The organism is Streptomyces sp. NPDC097981 (assembly GCF_040302565.1).
Classification (GTDB): domain Bacteria; phylum Actinomycetota; class Actinomycetes; order Streptomycetales; family Streptomycetaceae; genus Streptomyces.
Genome location: NZ_JBEORW010000071.1, coordinates 1 through 23,846, shown reverse-complemented (window position 1 = coordinate 23,846; position 23,846 = coordinate 1). Strand labels below are relative to the sequence as shown.

General features: G+C 72.3%; 17 protein-coding genes and 1 riboswitch. Of the genes, 14 read left to right on the top strand and 3 right to left on the bottom strand.

Going from position 1 to position 23,846, the window contains the following annotated elements; translation table 11 throughout:
• The first annotated feature begins 354 nt into the window (after positions 1 to 354).
• Positions 355 to 3,888: a transcription-repair coupling factor gene (mfd, locus tag ABTY04_RS37375; protein ID WP_352217891.1), complete on the top strand. Its 3,534-nt coding sequence runs from the start codon at positions 355 to 357 to the stop codon at positions 3,886 to 3,888.
• A 63-nt stretch (positions 3,889 to 3,951) separates the two neighbouring features.
• Here mfd and ABTY04_RS37370 read toward each other — a convergent pair whose 3' ends face one another.
• Complete coding sequence (locus ABTY04_RS37370; RefSeq protein ID WP_352217890.1) at positions 3,952 to 4,809, bottom strand: hypothetical protein; 858 nt, start codon at positions 4,807 to 4,809, stop codon at positions 3,952 to 3,954.
• A 269-nt stretch (positions 4,810 to 5,078) separates the two neighbouring features.
• Between ABTY04_RS37370 and ABTY04_RS37365 the strand changes: the two genes are divergently transcribed.
• Complete coding sequence (locus ABTY04_RS37365; protein WP_352217889.1) at positions 5,079 to 5,669, top strand: hypothetical protein; 591 nt, start codon at positions 5,079 to 5,081, stop codon at positions 5,667 to 5,669.
• Entirely contained in the window at positions 5,666 to 7,174 is a 1,509-nt protein-coding gene (locus ABTY04_RS37360) for a protein kinase domain-containing protein (protein ID WP_352217888.1), read from the top strand. Before ABTY04_RS37365 ends, ABTY04_RS37360 begins: the two co-directional genes overlap by 4 nt.
• A gap of 10 nt (positions 7,175 to 7,184) precedes the next feature.
• Here the strand turns inward: ABTY04_RS37360 and ABTY04_RS37355 are convergent, their stop codons facing one another.
• Positions 7,185 to 9,659, bottom strand: coding sequence for a YfhO family protein (locus ABTY04_RS37355; protein ID WP_352217887.1), 2,475 nt, complete (start codon positions 9,657 to 9,659; stop codon positions 7,185 to 7,187).
• A gap of 192 nt (positions 9,660 to 9,851) precedes the next feature.
• On the opposite strand from ABTY04_RS37355, the gene ABTY04_RS37350 reads away from it, so the two are divergent.
• Positions 9,852 to 10,478, top strand: a complete 627-nt coding sequence (locus ABTY04_RS37350) for a SurA N-terminal domain-containing protein (protein ID WP_352217886.1) — start codon at positions 9,852 to 9,854, stop codon at positions 10,476 to 10,478.
• 53 nt (positions 10,479 to 10,531) lie between these two features.
• Entirely contained in the window at positions 10,532 to 11,566 is a 1,035-nt protein-coding gene (locus ABTY04_RS37345; protein ID WP_352217885.1) for a nucleoside triphosphate pyrophosphohydrolase, read from the top strand.
• Positions 11,567 to 11,583: 17 nt separating this feature from the next.
• On the opposite strand, the gene ABTY04_RS37340 is transcribed toward ABTY04_RS37345, so the two are convergent.
• Complete coding sequence (locus ABTY04_RS37340) at positions 11,584 to 12,795, bottom strand: globin domain-containing protein (protein ID WP_352217884.1); 1,212 nt, start codon at positions 12,793 to 12,795, stop codon at positions 11,584 to 11,586.
• Between the two features lie 121 nt (positions 12,796 to 12,916).
• Here ABTY04_RS37340 and ABTY04_RS37335 point away from each other — a divergent pair, with 121 nt between their 5' ends.
• The 9 genes from ABTY04_RS37335 (at position 12,917) to ABTY04_RS37295 (ending at position 23,587) form a co-directional block, all read left to right on the top strand.
• The gene (locus tag ABTY04_RS37335) at positions 12,917 to 14,191 is read left to right on the top strand and encodes a cytochrome P450 family protein (protein WP_352217883.1); all 1,275 of its coding nucleotides are present in this window, start codon (positions 12,917 to 12,919) and stop codon (positions 14,189 to 14,191) included.
• A gap of 102 nt (positions 14,192 to 14,293) precedes the next feature.
• Positions 14,294 to 15,349: a transglycosylase family protein gene (locus ABTY04_RS37330; RefSeq protein ID WP_352217882.1), complete on the top strand. Its 1,056-nt coding sequence runs from the start codon at positions 14,294 to 14,296 to the stop codon at positions 15,347 to 15,349.
• 276 nt (positions 15,350 to 15,625) lie between these two features.
• Positions 15,626 to 15,797: riboswitch (cyclic di-AMP (ydaO/yuaA leader) on the top strand.
• A gap of 2 nt (positions 15,798 to 15,799) precedes the next feature.
• Positions 15,800 to 16,513, top strand: coding sequence for a transglycosylase family protein (locus tag ABTY04_RS37325; RefSeq protein WP_352217881.1), 714 nt, complete (start codon positions 15,800 to 15,802; stop codon positions 16,511 to 16,513).
• Between the two features lie 286 nt (positions 16,514 to 16,799).
• Entirely contained in the window at positions 16,800 to 18,086 is a 1,287-nt protein-coding gene (eno, locus tag ABTY04_RS37320; RefSeq protein WP_030028493.1) for a phosphopyruvate hydratase, read from the top strand.
• Positions 18,087 to 18,177: 91 nt separating this feature from the next.
• Positions 18,178 to 18,666: an FtsB family cell division protein gene (locus ABTY04_RS37315; RefSeq protein ID WP_352217880.1), complete on the top strand. Its 489-nt coding sequence runs from the start codon at positions 18,178 to 18,180 to the stop codon at positions 18,664 to 18,666.
• Between the two features lie 45 nt (positions 18,667 to 18,711).
• Positions 18,712 to 19,275: a DUF501 domain-containing protein gene (locus tag ABTY04_RS37310; protein WP_352217879.1), complete on the top strand. Its 564-nt coding sequence runs from the start codon at positions 18,712 to 18,714 to the stop codon at positions 19,273 to 19,275.
• Positions 19,272 to 20,213, top strand: a complete 942-nt coding sequence (locus ABTY04_RS37305; RefSeq protein ID WP_352217878.1) for a Ppx/GppA phosphatase family protein — start codon at positions 19,272 to 19,274, stop codon at positions 20,211 to 20,213. The genes ABTY04_RS37310 and ABTY04_RS37305 overlap by 4 nt, the downstream gene beginning before the upstream one ends.
• Positions 20,214 to 20,660: 447 nt before the next feature.
• Positions 20,661 to 22,046, top strand: coding sequence for an NAD(P)/FAD-dependent oxidoreductase (locus ABTY04_RS37300; protein WP_352217877.1), 1,386 nt, complete (start codon positions 20,661 to 20,663; stop codon positions 22,044 to 22,046).
• A 149-nt stretch (positions 22,047 to 22,195) separates the two neighbouring features.
• Positions 22,196 to 23,587 carry a class I SAM-dependent methyltransferase gene (locus ABTY04_RS37295; RefSeq protein WP_352217876.1) on the top strand — a complete coding sequence of 464 codons (1,392 nt, stop codon included), beginning with the start codon at positions 22,196 to 22,198 and terminating at the stop codon, positions 23,585 to 23,587.
• The last annotated feature ends 259 nt before the right edge of the window (positions 23,588 to 23,846 follow it).

The following is a 23,846-nucleotide window of genomic DNA, read 5'->3' as shown; positions in this document are numbered from 1 at the left end:
CCGCATCCGCAGCGAGAAGGGCCTCCGCTGGGGCGGACGCCCCCTCGCACCCGCAGCCTGAGCAACCCGGCGAACCTATCCGGTCACAGCACTAGCCGCGCGGTCGTACGGGGGAACGGGGGAACCCGCCGGCCCCGGTCCGCCCCTCGGGGCGGACCGGGGCCGGCGGCGTACGGCGGTCCGGCGGCCGGTGGTGCACCGCGGGGATCGGAGGCCCGGGCGGGTCCGTCACTCCCCGCAGTGGCCGCAATCCCTCGCGCGGGAGACACCCCCGCGTCGTAGGGTGGAACCCCCGGCCCGTGAGACGTGTCGGGCCCTTCGCGTTGCCCCTTCACCGGACGGAAGCCTCCTTTCATGAGCCTGCACGGACTGCTCGACGCCGTCACCCGGGACCCGGCCCTCGCCGAGGCGGTCACCGCGGCCGGGGACGGCAACCGCATGCACGTGGACCTCGTCGGACCGCCGGCCGCACGGCCCTTCACCATCGCCGCGCTGGCCGCCCGGACCGAGCGGACCGTGCTCGCGGTCACCGCCACCGGGCGCGAGGCCGAGGACCTGGCCGCCGCGCTGCGGTCCTTCCTGCCGCCCGACGAGGTGGCGGAGTACCCGTCCTGGGAGACCCTCCCGCACGAGCGGCTCTCGCCGCGCAGCGACACCGTGGGCCGGCGGCTCGCCGTACTGCGCCGCCTGGTGCACCCGAGCAAGGACGACCCGTCCGCAGGGCCCGTCTCCGTCGTCGTCGCGCCGATCCGCTCCGTGCTCCAGCCGCAGGTCAAGGGGCTCGGGGACCTGGTCCCGGTGAGCCTGCGCCAGCGCGAGAGCGCCGACCTCGGGGAGGTCACCGAGGCACTGGCCGCGGCCGCGTACGCCCGGGTGGAGCTCGTCGAGAAGCGCGGGGAGTTCGCCGTGCGCGGCGGCATCCTCGACGTGTTCCCGCCCACCGAGGAGCACCCGCTGCGCGTGGAGTTCTGGGGCGACGAGGTCGAGGAGATCCGCTACTTCAAGGTCGCCGACCAGCGGTCCCTGGAAGTCGCCGAGCACGGGCTGTGGGCCCCGCCCTGCCGGGAACTGCTGCTGACCGACGAGGTACGGCAGCGGGCCGCGGCCCTCGCCGAGGAGCACCCCGAGCTCGGCGAACTGCTGAACAAGATCGCCGAGGGGATCGCGGTGGAGGGCATGGAATCCCTCGCCCCGGTCCTCGTCGACGACATGGAACTGCTGATCGACGTCCTGCCGGCCGGGTCCATGGCCGTGGTCTGCGACCCGGAGCGGGTGCGGACCCGGGCCGCCGACCTGGTGGCGACCTCGCAGGAGTTCCTGATGGCCTCCTGGGCCGCGACCGCCGGCGGCGGCGCGGCCCCGATCGACGTCGGTGCGGCCTCGCTGCGCGGCATCGCCGACGTCCGTGACCGGGCCCGCGAGCTGAACATGATGTGGTGGTCGGTGTCCCCCTTCGCGGCGGACGACGCCGCCCTGAACGGGGACACCCTCAAGCTGGGCATGCACGCCCCCGAGGCCTACCGCGGCGACACCGCCCGGGCGCTCGCCGACACCAAGGCCTGGATCGCCGACGGCTGGCACACCGTCTACCTCACCGAGGGCCACGGCCCGGCCGCCCGCACCGTCGAGGTGCTCGGCGGCGAGGGCATCGCGGCCCGGCTCGAAGCCGACCTGCGCACCCTGGAGCCCAGCCTCGTCCACGTCGCCTGCGGCTCCCTCGACAACGGCTTCGTCGACCCGGCCCTGCGGCTCGCGGTCCTCACCGAGACGGATCTGACGGGCCAGCGCACCGCCACCAAGGACCTGGGCCGGATGCCGACCCGGCGCCGCAAGTCCATCGACCCCCTCACCCTGGAGGTCGGCGACTACATCGTCCACGAGCAGCACGGCGTCGGCCGCTACATCGAGATGGTGCAGCGCACGGTGCAGGGCGCCACCCGCGAGTACCTCCTCGTCGAGTACGCCCCCGCCAAGCGCGGCCAGCCCGGCGACCGCCTCTACATCCCCACCGACCAGCTGGAGCAGGTCACCAAGTACGTCGGCGGCGAGGCCCCGACCCTGCACCGGCTCGGCGGCGCCGACTGGACCAAGACCAAGGCGCGCGCCAAGAAGGCCGTCAAGGAGATCGCCGCCGACCTCATCAAGCTGTACAGCGCGCGCATGGCGGCCCCCGGCCACACCTTCGGCCCGGACACCCCCTGGCAGCGCGAGCTGGAGGACGCCTTCCCGTACGCGGAGACGCCCGACCAGCTCACCACCATCGCCGAGGTCAAGGAGGACATGGAGAAGTCGGTCCCCATGGACCGGCTGATCTGCGGCGACGTCGGCTACGGCAAGACCGAGATCGCGGTCCGGGCGGCCTTCAAGGCGGTCCAGGACGGCAAGCAGGTCGCCGTCCTCGTCCCCACCACCCTGCTGGTGCAGCAGCACTTCGGGACCTTCTCCGAGCGCTACAGCCAGTTCCCGGTCAACGTGAAGGCGCTGTCCCGCTTCCAGAGCGACACCGAGTCCAAGGTCACCCTGGAGGGCCTGAAGGAGGGGTCCGTCGACATCGTCATCGGCACCCACCGCCTGTTCTCGCAGGAGACGAAGTTCAAGGACCTGGGCCTGGTCATCGTCGACGAGGAGCAGCGGTTCGGCGTCGAGCACAAGGAGCAGCTGAAGAAGCTGCGCGCCAACGTGGACGTGCTCACCATGTCCGCGACCCCGATCCCGCGCACCCTGGAGATGGCGGTGACCGGCATCCGCGAGATGTCGACGATCACCACCCCGCCGGAGGAGCGCCACCCGGTGCTCACCTTCGTCGGCCCGTACGAGGAGAAGCAGATCGGCGCGGCGATCCGGCGCGAACTGCTGCGCGAGGGCCAGTGCTTCTACATCCACAACCGGGTCGAGTCCATCGACCGGGCCGCCGCCAAGCTGCGCGAGATCGTGCCCGAGGCGCGGATCGCGACGGCGCACGGCCAGATGTCCGAACAGGCCCTGGAGCAGGTCGTCGTGGACTTCTGGGAGAAGAAGTTCGACGTGCTCGTCTCGACGACGATCGTCGAGTCCGGCATCGACATCTCCAACGCGAACACCCTGATCGTCGAGCGCGGCGACAACTTCGGCCTCTCGCAGCTGCACCAGCTGCGCGGCCGCGTGGGCCGAGGCCGCGAGCGCGGCTACGCGTACTTCCTGTACCCGCCGGAGAAGCCGCTGACCGAGACCGCGCACGAGCGGCTCGCGACGATCGCCCAGCACACCGAGATGGGCGCGGGCATGTACGTGGCGATGAAGGACCTGGAGATCCGCGGCGCGGGCAACCTGCTCGGCGGCGAGCAGTCCGGGCACATCGCGGGCGTCGGCTTCGACCTGTACATCCGGATGGTCGGCGAGGCGGTGGCGGACTACCGGGCCGCGGTCGAGGGCGGGGTGGAGGAGGAGCCGCCGCTGGAGGTCAAGATCGAGCTGCCGGTCGACGCGCACGTCCCGCACGACTACGCGCCGGGCGAGCGGCTGCGCCTGCAGGCGTACCGGTCCATCGCGTCGGCGAGCTCCGAGGCGGACATCAAGGCCGTACGGGAGGAGCTGCACGACCGCTACGGCAAGCTGCCGGAGCCGGTGGAGAACCTGCTGCTGGTGGCGGGGCTGCGGATGCTGGCGCGGGCCTGCGGGGTCGGCGACATCACCCTCCAGGGCCCCAACATCCGCTTCGGACCGGTGGAGTTGCGGGAATCGCAGGAGCTGCGCCTCAAGCGGCTCTACCCGGGCACGGTGCTCAAGCCGGCCACCTCGCAGGTGCTGGTCCCGCGGCCGAAGACCGCCCGGGTGGGCGGGAAGCCGCTGGTCGGGCGGGAGCTGCTGGCCTGGACCGGGGAGTTCCTCACCACGATCCTCGGGTCGTAAGGCGTACGCGGCCGGGGCCGCTCCTCACCGGAGCGCCCCGGCCGCAGCGCGGGCCGCGAAGGTTCAGACCGTTTCGGCCGGTCCGCCGTCGCCCAGTTTCGACAGGTCCAGGACGTCCGCGCCCTCCGGCAGGGCCGTGTCGACCTGAGCGCCGAAGGCGGAGAAGAGGACCTCTCCGGTCTCGTCCCCGGAGACGGTGGACTTAAGGACGTACGGAGTGCCCTGGGTCGCGATGTAGTCGGTCTCCGTGCCGTTCTTGGCGGCCGTGATGACGGCGAGCGCCTGCTTGCCGTCGACGGTGACCGTCTCGCCCTTGCGGGCCAGCGGGTTGGGCCGGCCGCGGCCGTCCGTCAGCTTGTCCAGATCGCACAGGTGCTTCATCGCGGACGCCTTGGCGTCGGAGACCGGCATCTTCAGCCAGCGGTCGGCGAGCATCGTGACCATCGCGTCCGCCTGCCTCTTGGGTGCGTGCTCCTTCGCGGCCGTGGCCCGCCAGTAGTCGGCGTCGCCCTTGAAGTGGATCAGGTCCGCGGACTTGATCAGGTCCACCTTGCCCATCCCGTTGTATCGGACCGAGCCCTTGCAGCTGCCCTTCCTGTCGAGGGTGAGGTCGAACTCGACCGGGCTGCCCTCCTCGTGCATCTTCGCGACGACACGGGTCGATTCGACCTTGCGCATCGCCTCCTGCGACTGGCTCAGGATCTCGGCGCCCGACAGGTCCGCGAGCATGCCGGTGCCCTTGCCCGCCCCCTTGCCCTTCGCGGCCGGTGCGGGCGTGGCCCCGGCCGACGCCGACGCGGCGGCGCGGGCCGCCCTGCCGATGCCGACGGCCTTGCCCCCGCCCCCGGGCAGGCACGCCGTCGTCAGCCCGAACAGGGCCGTCGCGGCCAGTACGGACATGCCGATGGTCCGGCTCCGCATGTGGATTCCCCCTTGGAACAGCAACTCGACTGCCGAGGGTAGTCGCCGCCGGTCAGGGGCCGTCGGCGTTTTCCGCCCGGCCCGCCCGGCCCCGGCCGGGCGGGGGTGTGCGGCGACCCTGCAACGGTTGGGCGCAACCCCTCACTGGCGGCCGGAAACGCTGTATACGCTCAGACCTGAAACTTCGTCGACACGGTCCGTCAGGAGCAGCGATGCACGGCCCCGGCCTCCCGCCGCAGCAAGGCCCCCAGCCCAGTACCGGGGGAGTCGTGGCACTGCGCGTGCTGTTCGCCCTCCTGCCCGTCCTGAGCTGCGGCTTCCTGGGCTGGGGCACGATGCTGCGGCTCGCGGCCGTCACCCGCAAGCCCAGGGACTGGTGGCTGCTGGCCGTCAACGTCGTGCTGACCGTGGCCTGGACCGCGCTGATCGGGGCCGACCCCACGCCCGAGACCAACGGCTGGCAGGGCAACACCGGCGCCTTCGGCGTGATCATCACCGGCTTCGTGACCTGCGTGTACTTCCTGGTCGCCGACATCCGCCACTACGAGGCCAAGACGGCGGCGGCCCGGACCGCCCCCTGGTACCCGGCGCAGCCCGCGCCGTACGTGCCGCCGCAGCAGGCCGGGCCGGCGTACGGGTACCCGGCGGCCCGGCAGCAGACCCCGGCCCCCGCTCCGACGCCGGCCCCCGCCCCGGGGCCCGGCCCGGCCACCCCGCCCCGGATCGGGCAGGTCCGCGCCGAGCTCGACGAGCTGAGCGAACTGCTGCGCAAGCAGACGCCGCACCCGAACCCGAACCCGAACGCGCCGAACCCGAACCCGAGCCCGCGCGGCAACGAGGGTGAGGGCCCGGCCCGGTGACGGACGACGACCGGATCATCGGCGAGCGCTACCAGCTGGCCTCCGTCCTCGGACAGGGCGGCATGGGCCAGGTCTGGACGGCGTACGACCAGCGGCTGGACCGCCGCGTCGCCGTCAAGCTGCTGCGCCCCGACAAGGTGGCGGGCCCCGGCTCCGTAGCCGACGAGCTCCGCCGCCGCTTCGTGCGCGAATGCCGCGTCACGGCGCAGGTGGACCACCCCGGGCTGGTCACGGTCCACGACGCGGGCAGCGACGGCGACGAACTGTTCCTCGTCATGGGCTACGTGGAGGGCATCGACCTCGCCAGCCACCTCGTCCAGCACGACCCGTACCCCTGGCCGTGGGCGGTAGCCGTCGTCGCGCAGCTGTGCGGGGTGCTGTCCGCCGTGCACGCGGTGCCGATCGTGCACCGTGACCTGAAGCCGCGCAACGTGATGATCCGCCCGGACGGCACCGTGCTGGTCCTCGACCTCGGCGTCGCCTCGGTGATGGACACCGACACCACCCGCCTCACCAGCACCGGCACGCCGATCGGCAGCCCGGCCTACATGGCCCCCGAGCAGGCGATGGGCGGCGCCGTCGGCCCCTACACCGACCTGTACGCCCTCGGCGTCCTGCTGTACGAACTCCTCAGCGGCAACGTCCCGTTCGCCGGGTCCACCGCGCTCGGCGTGCTGCACCGCCACCTCTACGAGCCGCCGGTCCCGGTGCGCCGGCTGCGCCCGGAGATCCCGCACCAGCTCGAAGCGACCCTGCTCCACCTCCTGGCGAAGGACCCGCAGGACCGGCCCTCCTCCGCGCAGCAGGTGTACGAGGCCCTCGTGCCGCTGCTGCCCAAGCAGGGCGCGCCGACGGGTGCGCTCGACCCGACCCGCCCCTTCCTGCGCCCGCACGCCCCCTGGCCGGACCGCGCCGCCGCCATCCCGCCGCAGCCGACCGCGCCGCCGACCCCGCCCCGGCCGGACATCCCGGCCGCGGTGGACGAGGTCCGCAGCCTCCTGGACCAGGGGCGCCTGACCCAGGCCGTGGACATCCTCGGCGGCATCCTCCCGGCCGCCGAGACCGAGCACGGCGAGCACTCGACGGTGGTCCGCTCCCTGCGCAAGCAGTACGCCGCCACGCTGATGGACGACGGGCAGTTCCGCCGCGCCCTGCCCGAACTGCGGCGCCTCGCCGACGAGTTCCCAGCCGGTGACCCCCAGTCCCTGCGCTTTCGCTACGACGCGGCCCAGTGCCTGGAGCAGCTCGGCGAGCCCGGGGCGGCCCTGGCCGAATACCGCTCCCTGCTCCCGCTCTTCGAGAACCACTACGCCAATCCGGACCCCGGCCTCCCGCTGGACGTCCGCCGCCGCATAGCCCACCTGCTGCTCTCGCTGGGCGACCGGCCCGCGGCCCACGACACCCTGGTCCGCCTCCTCTTCGACGCGGACCGCGTCCACGGCCCGACGCACCCCTTCTCGTCGGAGGTCCGCCGCACCCTCCAGTGGCTCTCCCAGGTCCGCTGACCGCCGCCGCTCACGGAGCCGCGGCGGATTCCCCGGCGGCGAGGCGGTCGGGCGGGGCCGGCGCGGGCGCGAGGGGTGCGACGGATGTGATCGGGCCGGCCGGGCCGGTCCGGGTCCTGCGCCGCCGCCCTGCCGCGAGGAGCACGGCCAGGAGCAGGAGGGCCGTCGCCGCGACCGTCGTGCCCGCGACGAGGCCCGGAGGGCGGAACGTACAGGCGACCGTGGTGGTGCCGGGGGTCACGGGGACGGAGACCAGGCCCAGGTAGGCGGTGGCCGGGCGGCCGTTGCAGGTCCAGCCCGCGATCGCCGGGGACGAGAGGACCGCCGTGCCCGTGGTGCCCGCCGGGAAGGTGGCATCGACGGCCGACGAGCCGACCCGCAGGGAGGCCGGGGCCGCCGCGCGCAAGGCGGCCACCGCGCGCTCCAGACGGGTGCGGTCCAGGCAGGACAGGGTCCAGCGCGGGGGCGCGGGAGCGTCGAAGACCAAGGCCGAGGAGGCCCCCCGGGAGACGCCGAGCGGCTGGAGGGCCGCCCGGTTGCGGGGGGCGTTGCCGTTCAGGCGGAAGGCGGGGCCGTCCGCGCGGCGGGCCGTGGCGTTGTACTCCGGCGCCCAGAGGTAGGCCTCCGTGCCCGCGCGGCAGACACCGGGGGAGACCGGGTCCTCGTACACCGCGGCGCCCAGCAGGAGTTCCTGGTTGCGGAAGGGGGACTCCCCGTAGGCGGGGGCGGGTCCCGGCGGGCGGACCGTGACCAGCGGGGGGACCTGCGCCCGGCCGATCGTCCCGTCGGGCCGCAGGCGGGCGCCGACCGCGAAGACCGCGTCCGTCACCGGGTTGTCGATGCTCTGCACGTTGCGCCCGCGCGAGGTCCAGCCCGCCCCGAGGGCCACCATCGTCCGGGTGAAGACGTCCGGGGTGTGACTGCTGTAGTACGCGCCGCCCTCCCCGCCCAGCAGCATCGGGTCGTTGCCCGACAGCGCGGGACGGCTCGGGTCGGTGCGGTACGCCGGCCAGCCCGCGGCGCCGGCCAGGGCCTCGGCGCGCGCCGTGTGTGCCGCGCCCCACGAGGGGTAGTCGTCCAGGCCCGCCAGCTTGCCCTGGTGCCCGTACGCCGTCGTCGCCGCCGCCTGGCCGACCAGCACCAGTACCAGCACCCCGGCCGCCGGGAGGACCAGCCTGCGGTGGCGCAGGCACCACCACGCCGCGGCCGCGAACGCCAGGCCGCCGCAGAAGAGCCCGTATCCCCACGTCGTCGCCAGCGGGCTGCCGCTCGCGGCCACGGCCGCGGCGGCCAGCACCGCGGTCCCCGCCGCCAGCGCCCGCGGCCCCGGCAGCCCGGCCGCCAGCCCGGTCCACGCGGCGATCACGGCCACCCCGGCCAGCACGAACGTCTGCCGGTACGGGCTCCCGTTCGGGGTCGCGAACACGTGCCAGGCCAGATGCGTCGGCGTCCACTGGAAGGAGAGGAGGACGGCAACCGTCAGCCCCGCCCACCACAGGCGGGTGCGCAGGGCGACCGCCCCGTGGAACGGCAGGGCCGCAGCCAGCAGCAGCGTCCCCGTGCCCACGAAGAGCGCCGGCGAGGAGAAGGAGTACGTCGCGGGCAGGATCCGCGCGAACAGGTCCGGCCAGGACACCGGCCGGAACTGCCGCGTCCACCCCGGGTACGCCTGCTTCGAGCTCAGGAAGAGCGGGACCAGCACCGGGGCGGAGACCGCGATGCCCAGCAGGGTCGTCCCCGCCGCGCGCCCCAGCACCGCCAGCCGCTCCCGTACCGCTCCCCCAGCTACCGCTGGGAGGTGCCCCCAGGCGCGTTCCGGCACCACCCGCACCAGGAGTACCAGTGCCGCGCCGAGTGTCGCCATGTAGGCCGTGTAGAAGTTCGCCGTCCAGCAGAGCGCCGGCACGAGGACGGCGGCCGCCGTCCGGCGCCCCCGCAGCGCCCATTCACCCGTCAGGCACAGGAGCGGGAACGCGATCAGCCCGTCCAGCCACATCGGGTTGTACGAGGCCTCGATCACCGACCAGCCGCACAGCGCGTACGAGGCCCCCAGCAGCGCCGCCGCCCACCACGGCCCGCGGCGCTGGGTGCGCAGCAGCCAGACCATCGCCGCCGCCGCGGCGGCCGTCTTGAGCACGGTGACCACGTACACCGCGAGGTCGATGTCCGCGCGCGGGAAGAGGCCGACGAGCACCGCGAAGGGGCTGGAGAGGTACGTCCCGAAGTCGGGCAGGAAGCTCGTGCCGTAGCCGGACTGCCAGTTGAGCAGCAGCCCGCCCTCCGCCCGCCCGTGCAGCAGGTCCCAGAGGTGGGCGTGGAAGGGGACGAACTGGTTGCCGAGGTCGTTGATGCTGCGGTGGCGGTGCCCGTACGGGAAGACGCGGGCGACCGCGTCCCCGGCGCACACGGCAACCACCGTGATCAGGGCGGCGAGGGCCGAGCCGTGCAGGCTCCGGCGGCGCGGCGAGCGGTGCGGTGTCGACATGGTGGGCCGACCTTGGCAGTGCCGGTCGACCGGAGGGTGGCCACGGGGCGGCCGCGACATCAACAGAGGCGTACCCCTACACCCCGGGAATCGTTGGTCGAACCGGTGGCCCGGATCACCTTGACTGCATACCATCGATCACCGCACGGCCCTTGTGCACCGACGCACAATCTTCCGGCCCTGGAGGCTCCTTTGCACCGTCGCACAGCGCTCTCCGTCTCCGCCGCCCTGCTCGCGGCGGCCCCCCTGCTGTCCGCCTGCTCGGGCCAGGCCCGCCCCGGCACCGCGGCCGTCGTCGGCGGCGAACGGATCACCACCTCCGCGCTCCAGGCCCAGGTGGGCGACGTCCGTGCGGCGCAGAACGAGTCCGGGCCGACCGCCGCCCAGCTGATCCAGGCCTCGCCCGGCCTGGAGCGGGTCAAGCTCAACAAGATGATCCAGACCGTGGTCCTGGAGCATGCCGCCGAGGACGCGGGCGTGAGTGTCAGCGACAAGGAGGTCCAGGACTTCCGCAAGGCGCAGCTGGAGAAGGCGGGCGGCAGCGAGAAGCTGGCCGCGGCGGCCCTGGAGCAGGCCCACCTGGCGCCCGGTCAGCTCGACGCCGACGCCCGCTTCAAGCTGTTGCGCGACAAGCTCTTCGAGCACTACGGCAGCCAGGACAAGGCCGTCGAGAAGCTCGCGTCCGCCGCGAAGGCACTGCACATCGAGGTGAACCCGCGCTACGGCGTCTGGGACGCGCAGCAGATCGTGCTCGGCGACCAGGACACCCCGTGGATCGTCCAGCGGACCCGGCCCGAGCAGGCCCCCGCCGGAGCCTGACCGGCCTGGGGGCACCCCCGGCCGCAGGCTGGGGGAGGAGGTAGGTTCGGAGGGTGAACGACCACGCCGCCGAACCCGCCCCCGCCGCGTCCGCGTCCGCCGCGTCCGCCGAACCCGCTGCCGCCGGCGGAACGGCCGCCGGCCGGATCGTCCTGCTGACCGCCAGCCACCGGGTCGCCCCCGGACTGCTGTCCTGGCCGGCCTGGCAGACCCTGCACGCCGCGGACCGGGTGCTGTGCGCCGACCCGGGCCACCCGCAGCTGCCGTACCTGCGCGAGGCGGGCGTCGAGGTGGCGCACGAGACCCCGGACGCGCACGAGCTCGTCGAGGCCTGCGCCGGCGGCCGCACGGTCGTGGTGATCCCGGGCGGCGAGGGCGACCAGCGGCTCACCGACGGGCTGGCCCGGCTCGCCGGCTCCGGCCGGGTCGACATGCCCGACCTCGAACTGCTGCCCGGCTCGTACGATCTGCCCGGCGCTCGCCTGCTCGACCTCGTCCAGGTGATGGACCGGGTCCGCCGGGAATGCCCCTGGACCTCGCGCCAGACCCACGAGGGACTGGTCAAGTACGCCACGGAGGAGGCGTACGAACTGGTCGAGGCCATCGAGGACGGGGACCGGGAGGCGCTGCGCGAGGAACTCGGCGACGTACTCCTCCAGGTGGTCTTCCACGCGCGCATCGCCGAGGAGCATCCCGATGAGCCCTTCTCCGTCGACGACGTCGCCGGCAGCCTCGTCGAGAAGCTGATCCACCGGCACCCGCACGTCTTCGGGGACGCGGACGCGCAGACCCCGGCAGACGTCAGCGCGCACTGGCAGCGGACCAAGGCGGTCGAGAAGCAGCGGGAGTCGGTCACCGACGGGATCCCGCTGGGCCAGCCCGGTCTCGCGCTCGCGGCCAAGCTCGCCGGCCGGGTCCGCGCGGGCGGCGTGGCCGTGGAGCTGCCCCGCGGCGAAGGCATCGGGTACGAGCTGCTGGAACTGGCGGCGCGCGCCGAGGCGGCGGGGGTCGACCCCGAGACCGCGCTGCGCGCTGCGGCCCGCGTCTACCGGGACGCGATCCGGGCCGCCGAGGGCGTCGGCGGGTAGCCGGCGGCGGCAGGGTCCTACCGGGGGCCGGGCGCGCGGCCCGACGGGTCGAGCCAGTGCGGTGCGGGGCGGCTCAGGAACCACTCCCCGAAGCCCAGGGGCCGGCCGTTCGGGCCGTGGCCGGTGCCGGCGGCGGGCACGGAGTCGTGGAAGATCCGGTCGGGGCGGGCGCCCAGCTCCGCGAGCAGCTTCGCGGTCTCCTCGACGAACGGCGCCGGGCCGCTGAGGTAGACGTCCTGCTCCGGCCACAGGGCCCGGTGGCCGAGCGCGGTCGCGAGCCGTCCGGTGGCCTGGTTGCGGTGCCGGCCGGGGGCGGGCGTGATGTAGGTGACGCCGAGCCAGCCGAAGGCGGCGGCGTACCCGTCGATCAGCGGGCGGTCGTAGAGGTGCGCGGCGTCCCGGGCGACGACGAACAGCCGCACGTCCTGATCGGGAGGATGCCCGGCGAGCTCCTCCAGCATGGCCCGGATCGGCGCCCAGCCGGTGCCCGCCGCGATGAAGCTGACCGGCCGGTCGGCGCGGCGGAAGGTCAGCCGCCCGCCGGCCGCGCCGAGCCGCAGCATCTCGCCGGGCCCGGCCTCGCGGACCAGCGCGGTGCTGAGCCGGCCGCGCTCGATACGGCTGACGTGCAGGTCGAGGGTGCCGTCCCGGCGTGGGGCGTTGCCGATGGAGTAGGTGCGCCAGACCGTTGGGAACCGGTCGCTGCTCACGCTCAGGTACTGGCCGGGAAGATGGGGGAAGGGGGCGTGCGGGCGCAGCGTCAGCACCCCTATGTCCTGCCCGTAACGCAGGTGGCGCACGATCTCGGCGTCCCACCATGCGGGGTCCTCGCTCGCGGCGGCCCCGGCCATCATGGCGTCGGCGATCACCTGGTAGGCCTCGGACCAGGCCTTCTCCACGGTCGGGGTCCAGGCCTCGCCGGAGGTCCGGGCGAGCGCTGCGAGCAGGCTGGAGCCGACGGCCGCGTAGTGCTCGGGGCGGGCGAGGAACTTGCGGTGGTCGCGGCCGAGGTCGTGGAGATAGGGGAGGAGGTCCTCCTCGTCGAGGTGCGCGACCACGTGGGTCAGCGCGGCGAAGAGCCGGTCGCGCTGGCGTTCCATGTCCTGGGCCGAGGCCGGGAAGAGGCCGCGGATCCCGGGGTTGTGCCAGAAGAGGTGGGAGTAGAAGTACTTGACGGCGTGTTCGGCCCGTCTCTCCACCACCGCGAAACTGCTCTTCAAGATCCTCACATCCACAAATCCGACAGTAGGAACGGCCGGGAACGCGAGGTCAAGCGATGGCGGATCTACGGACAGCCGCGGCGAACGGCCCATATGGGATGGCGGCCGGCGTACGGGATACGGTCAGCGGGTGCACGAGCCGACCTCCGCAGCCCCCGCAGACAGCGTTCCTCCCCAGGGTCCGACCCTGTTCGACTGGGAGTTCGCGACCGATCCGTACCCGGCGTACGCCTGGCTGCGCGAGCACTCCCCGGTGCACCGCACCAAGCTTCCGAGCGGGGTCGAGGCCTGGCTGGTCACCCGGTACGCCGACGCCCGTCAGGCCCTCGCCGACCAGCGGCTCAGCAAGAACCCGGCGCACCACGCGGAGCCGGCGCACGCCAAGGGCAAGACCGGGATCCCGGGGGAGCGCAAGGCGGAGCTGATGACGCATCTGCTCAACATCGACCCGCCGGACCACACCCGGCTGCGGCGGCTGGTGTCGAAGGCGTTCACCCCGCGCCGGGTCGCCGAGTTCACCCCGCGGGTGCAGGAGCTGACCGACCACCTCATCGACCGGTTCGCGGCCCGGGGTGAAGCGGACCTCATCCACGAGTTCGCCTTCCCGCTCCCCATCTACGCCATCTGCGAGATGCTCGGCGTACCGCGCGAGGACCAGGACGACTTCCGCGACTGGGCGGGGATGATGATCCGGCACGGCGGAGGCCCGCGGGGCGGGGTCGCCCGCTCCGTGAAGCAGATGCGGACCTACCTCGGTGAACTCATCCACCGCAAAAGGGATGATCTGGGCAATGATCTGATTTCCGACCTGATCCGCGCGAGTGACCACGGCGACCATCTGACGGAGGCCGAGGCCACCGCGATGGCCTTCATCCTGCTCTTCGCCGGCTTCGAGACGACGGTCAACCTCATCGGCAACGGCGTCCACTCCCTCTTCATGAACCCTGACCAGCGCACCCGCCTCCAGGATTCCCTCGCCGCCGGCGAGAGCGGCCTGCTGGAGACCGGCATCGAGGAGCTGCTCCGCTACGACGGCCCCGTGGAGCTGGCCACCTGGCGGTTCGCCACCGAGCCGCTGACCCTCGGAGGCAAGGACGTCGCGGCGGGCGATCCGGTTCTCGTCGTCCTCGCCGCGGCCGACCGGGACCCTGCGCGGTTCGCCGACCCGGACACCCTCGACCTCTCCCGCACCGACAACCAGCACCTCGGATACGGCCACGGCATCCACTACTGCCTGGGTGCTCCGCTCGCGCGACTTGAAGGACAAACGGCGCTTGCGACTTTGCTGACGCGTCTGCCGGATCTGGAACTTGCTGTTCCGCCCAACACCCTTCGCTGGCGCGGGGGTCTGATCATGCGTGGCCTGCGAACCCTTCCCGTCCGCTTCACAGCCCGAAACATCTGAAGGCCTCCTGACCACACGTCAGCCCCCGACCGGAGTTGTGACGAACGTGCTAAGACGGCTAGGTTCTGCCGTTACCCAGTCGTTATGCGAAAGGTGCAGCTCATGCGTTCCGGGAACGGCCGCCACAGACGGCCCCGCCAGGTACCCGCGATAGTCGTCACCGCCGGAGTCACCGGTTCGGCGTTGGCGCTGCCGCTGCTCGCCGCCACAAACGCGAGTGCGGCCGACACCTCCACGTGGGACAAGGTCGCCGAGTGTGAGAGCGGCGGCTCCTGGAGCGCCAACGCCGGCAGCGGTTCGTACGGCGGACTGTCGTTCACGCAGGAGCAGTGGAACGCGTCGGGCGGCCTCGACTTCGCCGAGCGCCCCGACCTCGCCAGCCGGTCGCAGCAGATCGCCGTCGCCGAACGCGTACTGGGCACCCAGGGCCCGCAGGCGTGGGGGCAGTGCTCGGAGTCGGCCGGGCTGACCCGCCAGGCCCCCGCCGCAACCGTGGACCCGGGCCTGCCCGGCACGCTCACACCCGTAGCCCCGAGCCCCTCGCGCCCCGACAAGTCGGTCCCGAAGGGCGGCTCCGGCGAGAAGGCGAAGGACTTCGGCGCCCCGACCGCGACTCCGGCCCCGGTCTTCACGCTTCCGCCGGCGCCGCTCGCGCCGAGCAGCGGACTGCCCGTCATGCCCGACCCGGACGCTCCGTCCACGTCGCCGACCGTCCCGGGGCTCCCCGGCGACCCGACCGCGACCCCCGGCGCCCCCACGGTCCCGACGACGCCCACCGCGCCGACCACCCCGGGAACCCCGGGAACCCCGGGAACCCCGGGAACCCCTGGGAACCCGGCGGACCCGACCGCTCCGGTCACCCGGGGCGCTCCCGGTGCCCCCTCGGCCCCGGGTGCCTCCACCGACCCGGCCGCCATCCCGGACACCTCCGGCAACGGCAAGCACCGTGGTACGCCCGCCACCGAGGTGCCCGTCACGACCGGCGCGGTGTCGAACCCCTCGTACACCGTCCAGGCGGGCGACAGCCTGGCCACCATTGCGTCCGCCAAGGGGGTCAAGGGCGGCTGGAACGCGCTCTACCACGCCAACGCGCAGGTCATCGGCAATGACGCCGATCTGATCAAGCCCGGCCAGAATCTGGATCTAAGCCAGAAATAGCGACACTTCGGACACCCAGAAAGACCTGAATGTCCGTTATCGGCAAGTGAGACATGTGTCTCTTCCGGTCAACTGGCGTGTCCCGCCCGGAGCCTTCCGCAAACCCCGCCCTCACCTGCGCAAATGCCCCAAAGAAGAGCGCAAGTAGGGGCCGTTTCTCCCCGATGTTCCTCGTTGAACATCGGGGAGAGACCTGCCTACCTTCTGAGTCGCCCGTCACCGCGGGCTCCTTCGACCGCATCGCCGAGTCCTGCCGGCGGACGGGGGGAACAGTCGTCGCGTCAAGCGCCGAAGGCAGGAGCGGGGGAACCAAGGTAGGCGCCGGGACCGGCCATTGAGAGATGGTCACGGAAACGGCTAGGGGTTAAGTCGTGCGCCACATTGCACGGCCGGGCACTCATCCGCCCGAACCCGACAGCTCACCTCGTAGGCGTCGGTGAGGAGAACTCCATGCTGCTTTCCGGCAAGGGCAAGCACCGCCGCGCCACGGCCATCCAGCGGACCACCCGCATCGTCACGCTCGCCGGTGTCGCCGGTGTCGCCGTCGCCGCGCCCCTGATGGCGGCCGGCTCGGCTTCCGCCGCCACCTCCTCCGAGTGGGACCGCGTCGCCCAGTGCGAGTCCGGCGGCAACTGGGCCATCAACACGGGCAACGGCTACTACGGCGGCCTGCAGTTCTCGTCCTCCACCTGGGCCGCCTACGGCGGCAAGGCGTACGCCTCCCAGGCCAACCAGGCCTCCAAGGGCCAGCAGATAGCCATCGCCGAGAAGGTCCTCAAGGGCCAGGGCAAGGGCGCCTGGCCGGTCTGCGGCAAGGGCCTGTCCAACTCCTCGTACTCGGGCGGCGGTTCGACCGACACCCCGAAGCAGGCCCCGAAGACCGAGGCCAAGAAGACCGAGACGAAGAAGGTCGAGACGAAGGCGGCGCCGAAGAAGGAGACCACGCGCTCCGAGGCCGCCCCGACCACCCGCTCCGAGCGCTCCGAGGCCCCGGCCCCGAAGACCGGCAACGGCTCGTACGAGGTCAAGTCCGGCGACACCCTGGGCACCATCGCCGAGGTCAACGGCGTCAAGGGCGGCTGGGAGAAGCTCTTCGAGCTCAACAAGGACATCGTCTCGGACGCCGACCTGATCTTCCCGGGTCAGAAGCTGAAGCTCAGCTGAATCCTGCGGTAACAACCGCGGCAGCGTGTGCAGCACGCGGCATCCCCACCGCCCGGCGCGTCTCCCCTCACGCGCCGGGCGGTGGTGCGTTGTGCGCGCCCGACCCGGCCGGAACGCCGGCGATCGAGAGCCCTATGTCCAGGAAAGAAGGTATTCGGGCCCTTTTTCGTCCCAGGAGGCGGGCGGTCGGCGGGCCGAGAGCCCGGATCCGGTTAGGCTCTAGTCGGCGGGGCCATCCCACGGCCCGACATGCCACCGCACACCCAGCGTCACATCCCAGAAGGAGATGCTCGTGCCGTCCATCGACGTCGTCGTAGCCCGGGAAATCCTGGACTCCCGAGGCAACCCCACGGTCGAGGTCGAGGTGGGCCTCGACGATGGCAGCACCGGCCGTGCTGCAGTTCCGTCCGGCGCCTCCACCGGTGCCTTCGAGGCCATTGAGCTCCGTGACGGTGACCCCAACCGTTACATGGGCAAGGGTGTCGAGAAGGCCGTCCTCGCGGTCATCGAGCAGATCGGCCCGGAGCTCGTCGGCTACGACGCCACCGAGCAGCGCCTGATCGACCAGGCCATGTTCGACCTGGACGCCACCGACAACAAGGGCTCGCTCGGCGCCAACGCCATCCTCGGCGTGTCCCTCGCCGTCGCGCACGCCGCGTCCGAGGCCTCGGACCTCCCGCTCTTCCGCTACCTCGGCGGCCCGAACGCGCACCTGCTGCCCGTTCCGATGATGAACATCCTCAACGGTGGGTCGCACGCCGACTCCAACGTGGACATCCAGGAGTTCATGATCGCCCCGATCGGTGCGGAGTCCTTCTCCGAGGCCCTTCGCTGGGGCGCCGAGGTCTACCACACCCTCAAGAAGGTCCTGCACACCAAGGGCCTGTCCACCGGCCTGGGCGACGAGGGCGGCTTCGCCCCGAACCTGGAGTCCAACCGCGCCGCGCTCGACCTCATCATCGAGGCCATCAAGCAGGCCGGCTACACCCCGGGCAAGGACATCGCGCTCGCGCTCGACGTCGCCGCGTCCGAGTTCTACAAGGACGGCAAGTACGAGTTCGAGGGCCAGTCCCGCTCGGCCGCCGAGATGACGGACTACTACGCCGAGCTCGTCGAGGCGTACCCGCTGGTCTCCATCGAGGACCCGCTGTTCGAGGACGACTGGGCCGGCTGGAAGACCATCACCGACCGCCTGGGCGCCAAGGTCCAGATCGTCGGCGACGACCTCTTCGTCACCAACCCCGAGCGTCTCGCCCGCGGTATCGAGGAGGGCTCCGCGAACGCCCTGCTCGTGAAGGTGAACCAGATCGGTTCGCTGACCGAGACCCTCGACGCCGTCGAGATGGCCCAGCGCAACGGCTTCAAGTGCATGATGTCGCACCGCTCCGGCGAGACCGAGGACGTCACCATCGCCGACCTCGCCGTCGCCGTGAACTGCGGCCAGATCAAGACCGGCGCCCCGGCCCGCTCGGACCGCGTCGCCAAGTACAACCAGCTGCTGCGCATCGAGGAGATCCTCGACGACGCCGCGGTGTACGCGGGCCGCTCCGCCTTCCCGCGCTTCAAGGGCTAATCACGCCCTTGGTTCCGTACGTCCCCGCACTCGGTCCCGTACCGTGTGCGGGGACGTATTGCGTAGTGCGTACATAGGGGAGGCGGGATCAATGGCCGGGAACCGGGATCGGTTCTCCACCTTCTCCACCGCGACCAGGCTCAAGCAGCTCGGCGAGCGGACCGCCGCCCACGTCTACCGCTCGCAGACGCGCCGCCAGGTCCGCCGCAGCCGGCTCACCGGCCGGGCCGCGCTCCTGGTGCTGGTCCTCTGTACGCTGGTCGTCGCCCTCGCGTATCCGATGCGCCAGTACGTCTCCCAGCGCTCGGAGATCGCGGAGCAGCGGCGGGACGCCGAGGCCGCGAGCAAGCGCCTCGAACGCCTCCGCGACGAGAAGGCCCGCTGGCAGGACAACGCCTACGCCGAGCAGCAGGCGCGCAAGCACCTGCACTTCGTCCGCCCGGGCGAGATCAGCTACATCATGACCGACCCCGGGGCCGAGGCCGCCGAACAGCACCGCACCCGACAGGCCGGGTCCGACCGGCCCTGGTACTCCAACGTCTGGGACGGCGTCGACAAGGCCGACCGCCCCGGCGACTGACGAGCACCGCACCCATCCACGAGAACGAAGAGACTTCCTCCAGGCATGCAGACGCCCCCGCCCCAGACCGACCGGACCGAGCCGACCGACGCGGACATCGAGGCGTTCGAGCAGCAGCTCGGCCGCCCGCCGCGCGGGCTGCGCGCCATCGCCCACCGCTGCCCCTGCGGTCAGCCGGACGTGGTGGAGACCGCCCCGCGCCTCCCCGACGGCACGCCCTTCCCCACGCTGTACTACCTCACCTGCCCGCGCGCGGCCTCCGCGATCGGCACGCTGGAGGCCAACGGCGTGATGAAGGAGATGCAGGCCCGGCTCGCCGAGGACCCCGAGCTCGCCGCCGCCTACCAGGCCGCGCACGAGGACTACATCCGGCGCCGCGACGCCATCGAGGTGCTGCAGGGCTTCCCGAGCGCCGGCGGGATGCCGGACCGGGTGAAGTGCCTGCACGTGCTGGTCGGCCACTCGCTCGCCGCCGGCCCCGGGGTGAACCCGTTCGGGGACGAGGCCCTGGCCATGCTGCCCGAGTGGTGGGCCAAGGGCGCCTGCGTCACGCCGTGCGCCGCCAAGGCGGACGCACAGGATTCGGACGCGAAGGAGTCGGGCGCGTGATCCGGGTCGCCGGCATCGACTGCGGTACGAACTCCATCCGCCTGCTCGTCGCGGACTGCGACCCCGCCACCGGCGAGCTGGTCGAGCTGGACCGACGGATGACGATCGTCCGCCTCGGCCAGGGCGTCGACAAGACGGGCCGGCTGGCCCCGGAGGCGCTGGAGCGCACCTTCGCGGCCTGCCGCGAGTACGCGGCGGTCATCAAGGAGCTGGGGGCGGAGCGCCTGCGCTTCGTGGCGACCTCGGCCTCCCGGGACGCCGAGAACCGGGACGAGTTCGTCCAGGGGGTCCTCGGGATCCTGGGCGTCGAGCCCGAGGTGATCTCCGGCGACCAGGAGGCGGAGTTCTCCTTCATCGGCGCCACCAAGGAGCTGACGGGCACCACCCACATGGAGAAGCCCTTCCTGGTGGTGGACATCGGCGGCGGCTCGACCGAGTTCGTGGTCGGCGAGGACCACGTGCGGGCGGCCCGCTCGGTGGACGTGGGCTGCGTCCGGATGACGGAGCGTCATCTGGTGGTGGACGGGGCGGTCACCGACCCGCCGACCGCGGAGCAGATCGCCGCCATGCGGGCCGACATCGAGGCGGCGCTGGACCTGGTCGAGGAGACGGTCCCGCTGGGCGAGGCGCGCACGCTGGTGGGCCTGGCCGGCTCGGTGACCACGGTCGCCGGGATCGCCCTCGGACTGCCGGAGTACATCTCCTCGGAGATCCACCACGCGCGGATCCCGTACGAGACGGTCCGGGAGATCAGCGAGCAGATGCTGACGGACACCCACGCCGAGCGCGCGGCCGTCCCGGTCCTGCATCCGGGCCGGGTGGACGTGATCGGCGCGGGCACCCTGGTACTGCTCGCGATCATGGAGCGGACCGGAGCCGCGGAGGTCGTGGTCTCGGAGCACGACATCCTCGACGGAATCGCCTGGTCCGTCGCCTGACGAGCGGCTCGCGGGGGCGTCGTGGACGCCTCGCGGGAGGGTCACGGAAGCCCTCCGAAGGCCCTCCGGAGGGCCTTACGGGGGCTTTAGGTCCGCTCCTCCCGAGAAAGTTCGTGAAGTTCTTCACAAGGAAAAGGGGCCTGATGGTCCTCGGGAAGGGCCCTTCGGGACGCTCTCGGGGTCCGCAGGCCCCTTTCGTGCGAGCGTTCGTGCGATTTGAGGCGGGGGTCCGGGCATGGCGGTAGGTATCCACGAACCCGGTGGTCTACTCCGCTTGCAGCCTTGGAGGCCAGTTCAGGGCGGGTGAACAACGACTCCCGTTACACCCCGGTTCCCGTTTCGCACCATGACCTCCGTCACGTGGGCCGCGCAGTGTAGCAGAGACCTTCCGTCACCTTGTGAAGGGGCTCACGAGCAACACCCCTTTGGGTGCTGGATACTCGTTCCATGAGCACCACGGAGCGTCCCAGGATCCTCGTTGTAGGAGGTGGGTACGTAGGCCTGTACGCAGCCAAGCGCATCATGAAGAAGATGCGCTACGGCGAGGCGACCGTCACGGTTGTCGACCCGCGCTCGTACATGACCTACCAGCCCTTCCTCCCTGAAGTGGCCGCAGGCAGCATCTCGCCTCGGCACGTCGTCGTCCCGCTGCGACGCGTGCTGCCCAAGGCAGAGGTTCTCACCGGCCGGGTCACCAGCATCGACCAGGACCGCAAGGTCGCCGTCGTCACGCCGCTCGTCGGCGAGGCGTACGAGCTGCCCTTCGACTACCTGGTGATCGCGCTCGGCGCCGTCTCCCGCACCTTCCCGATCCCCGGCCTCGCCGAACAGGGCATCGGCATGAAGGGCGTCGAAGAGGGCATCGGCCTGCGCAACCACGTCCTTGAGCAGCTCGACAAGGCCGAGTCCACGACGGACGAGAACGTCCGCCGCAAGGCCCTCACCTTCGTCTTCGTCGGCGGCGGCTTCGCCGGTGCGGAGACCATCGGCGAGGTCGAGGACATGGCCCGCGACGCCGCGAAGTACTACACCACCATCAAGCGCGAGGACATGCGCTTCATCCTGGTGGACGCGGCCGACAAGATCCTCCCCGAGGTCGGGCCCAAGCTCGGCACCTGGGGCAAGGAGCACCTTGAGTCGCGCGGCATCGAGATCTACCTCAACACCTCCATGGACTCCTGCGTGGACGGCCACGTGGTGCTGAAGAACGGCCTTGAGGTCGACTCCGACACCCTCGTGTGGACCGCCGGCGTCAAGCCCAACCCGGTGCTGGCCCGCTACGGCCTGCCGCTCGGCCCGCGCGGCCACGTCGACACCGCCCCGACCCTCCAGGTCCAGGGCACCGACTACATCTGGGCCGCCGGCGACAACGCGCAGGTCCCGGACATCGCCGCCCGCAAGGCCGGTGTCGAGAACGCCTGGTGCCCGCCGAACGCCCAGCACGCGCTGCGCCAGGCCAAGGTCCTCGGCGACAACGTCATCTCGGGCATGCGGGGCTTCCCGCAGCACGAGTACGCCCACTCCAACAAGGGTGCGGTGGCAGGCCTCGGCCTCCACAAGGGCGTCGCGATGATCGTCATGGGCAAGATGAAGATCAAGCTCAAGGGCCGGCTCGCCTGGTACATGCACCGTGGCTACCACGGCATGGCCATGCCGACCTGGAACCGCAAGATCCGCGTCTTCGCCGACTGGACGCTCGCCATGTTCCTCAAGCGCGAGGTCGTGTCCCTCGGGGCGCTCGAAACCCCGCGCGAGGAGTTCTACGAGGCCGCCAAGCCGGCGCCGGCTCCGGCCGCCACGGCCGCCCCGGCCGCGAAGGCCAAGGCCTCCTGACCCGGGCCTGACCGGAAACTCCTCCAGCACGTCCCCGAAGGGGCCGCCCGCCATCCGTGGTGCGGGCGGCCCCTCCGGCGTGTCCGCCCGATTGACCGGCGACGGAAATGGGTAGTCCATCCGGTCGGACCGTTCTGGAGGTGCCGACGATGACCGACGCCGCGCCGCGGCTGGCCGCTCTTGCCGAGACCCTGCTGGGCGCCCCCCTGCCCGTCCGGATTCGCGCCTGGGACGGCAGCGAGGCCGGACCGCCCGCCGGCCCCACCCTGGTGCTGAACAGGCGGCGCGCCCTGCGCCGCGTGCTGTGGCGGCCGGGTGAACTGGGCCTGGCCCGTGCCTGGGTCGCCGGGGACCTGACCGTCGAGGGCGACCTGTTCGAACTGCTGGACCGGGTGGCCGGCCTGCTCTGGGAGCGGGAGCCCGCCCCCGCCCGTGCCGCCCCGCCGGCGGTCCGCCGCTCCGGCCTCGGCAAGCTCGGCGCCCTGCGCCCGTACCTGCCGCAGCTGCCGGAGCGGACCGCGGGCGCCGTCGGGACCGCCGCCCTGCTGCGCGACCCGGAGGCCCGGGCCGCGCTGCGCGACCTCGTCGCCCTGGCCCGGCCGTGGCCGGCGCCCGCGCCGCCGCCCGAGGAGGCCCCCCGCCGGGGCGGCCAGATGCACAGCAAGAGCCGCGACCGGCATGCGATCAGCCACCACTACGACGTCGGCAACGAGTTCTACGCACACGTCCTCGGTCCCTCGATGGTGTACTCCTGCGCCTACTGGAGCCCCGGCGCCACCCTGGAGGAGGCCCAGCGGGACAAACTCGACCTGGTCTGCCGGAAGCTGGGCCTCCAGCCCGGCGAGCGGCTCCTCGACGTCGGCTGCGGCTGGGGTTCCATGGCGCTGCACGCGGCCCGGGAGTACGGGGTCCAGGTCACCGGCATCACCCTCTCGCGAGAGCAGGCCGTGTACGCCCGCAAGAGGGCCGCGGAGGAGGGCCTGTCCGACCGGGTCGACATCCGGATCCAGGACTACCGGGACGTCAAGGACGGCCCGTACGACGCCGTTTCGTCCATCGGCATGGCCGAGCACGTCGGCGCCGACCGCTACCGCGAGTACGCCGCCACCCTGCACGCCCTGCTGGGGCCCGGAGGCCGGCTGCTGAACCACCAGATCGCCCGCCCGCCGGAGCCGGACGAAGAGGCGTACCGGGTCGACGAGTTCATCGACGCCTACGTCTTCCCCGACGGCGAGCTCTCCCCGCTGGGCACGACGGTGGGCGAGCTGGAGCGGGCCGGGTTCGAGGTCCGCGACGTGGAGGCGCTGCGCGAGCACTACGGGCTGACCCTGCGCGCCTGGGTGGCGCGGCTGGAGGAGCACTGGGAGGCGGCCGTCCGGCTGACCTCGCCCGGACGCGCCCGGGTCTGGCTGCTGTACATGGCCGCCTCGGCGCTGGGCTTCGAACACGGCCGGCTCGGCGTCAACCAGGTCCTCGCCGTGAAACCCGCGGCGGCCGGGCGGTCGGGACTGCCGCTGAGGCTGCGCACCTGGGGCGCGTAGGCCGCCTGCCGGTCCCGTTTCCCGGGACGGAACGGGCCGGCACATCGCCTTCGGCGTTCACACCGGCCGCAGGCCGGACGCACCGGATGGCAAGCCCGTATGCGGGGTGGACACCACGGCCTGACCGGCATCGAGGACGTGCGCGTGAGGAAGCGGATGCGCGAAACCGTTCCTCATCAGTGAGCAGGAGTGGGTCTTGGACCCATTCCTGGTTACTGCGGGCATCCCGAACGGTTTTGGATGTCCTGGTCGCCCGCGT

Coding starts and splice junctions, on each gene's coding strand:
- mfd (WP_352217891.1), top strand. CDS start 355: ATGAGCCTGCACGGACTGCTCGACGCCGTCACCCGGGACCCGGCCCTC.
- ABTY04_RS37370 (WP_352217890.1), bottom strand. CDS start 4,809: ATGCGGAGCCGGACCATCGGCATGTCCGTACTGGCCGCGACGGCCCTG.
- ABTY04_RS37355 (WP_352217887.1), bottom strand. CDS start 9,659: ATGTCGACACCGCACCGCTCGCCGCGCCGCCGGAGCCTGCACGGCTCG.
- ABTY04_RS37330 (WP_352217882.1), top strand. CDS start 14,294: ATGCGTTCCGGGAACGGCCGCCACAGACGGCCCCGCCAGGTACCCGCG.
- ABTY04_RS37325 (WP_352217881.1), top strand. CDS start 15,800: ATGCTGCTTTCCGGCAAGGGCAAGCACCGCCGCGCCACGGCCATCCAG.
- eno (WP_030028493.1), top strand. CDS start 16,800: ATGCTCGTGCCGTCCATCGACGTCGTCGTAGCCCGGGAAATCCTGGAC.
- ABTY04_RS37315 (WP_352217880.1), top strand. CDS start 18,178: ATGGCCGGGAACCGGGATCGGTTCTCCACCTTCTCCACCGCGACCAGG.
- ABTY04_RS37310 (WP_352217879.1), top strand. CDS start 18,712: ATGCAGACGCCCCCGCCCCAGACCGACCGGACCGAGCCGACCGACGCG.
- ABTY04_RS37300 (WP_352217877.1), top strand. CDS start 20,661: ATGAGCACCACGGAGCGTCCCAGGATCCTCGTTGTAGGAGGTGGGTAC.
- ABTY04_RS37295 (WP_352217876.1), top strand. CDS start 22,196: ATGACCGACGCCGCGCCGCGGCTGGCCGCTCTTGCCGAGACCCTGCTG.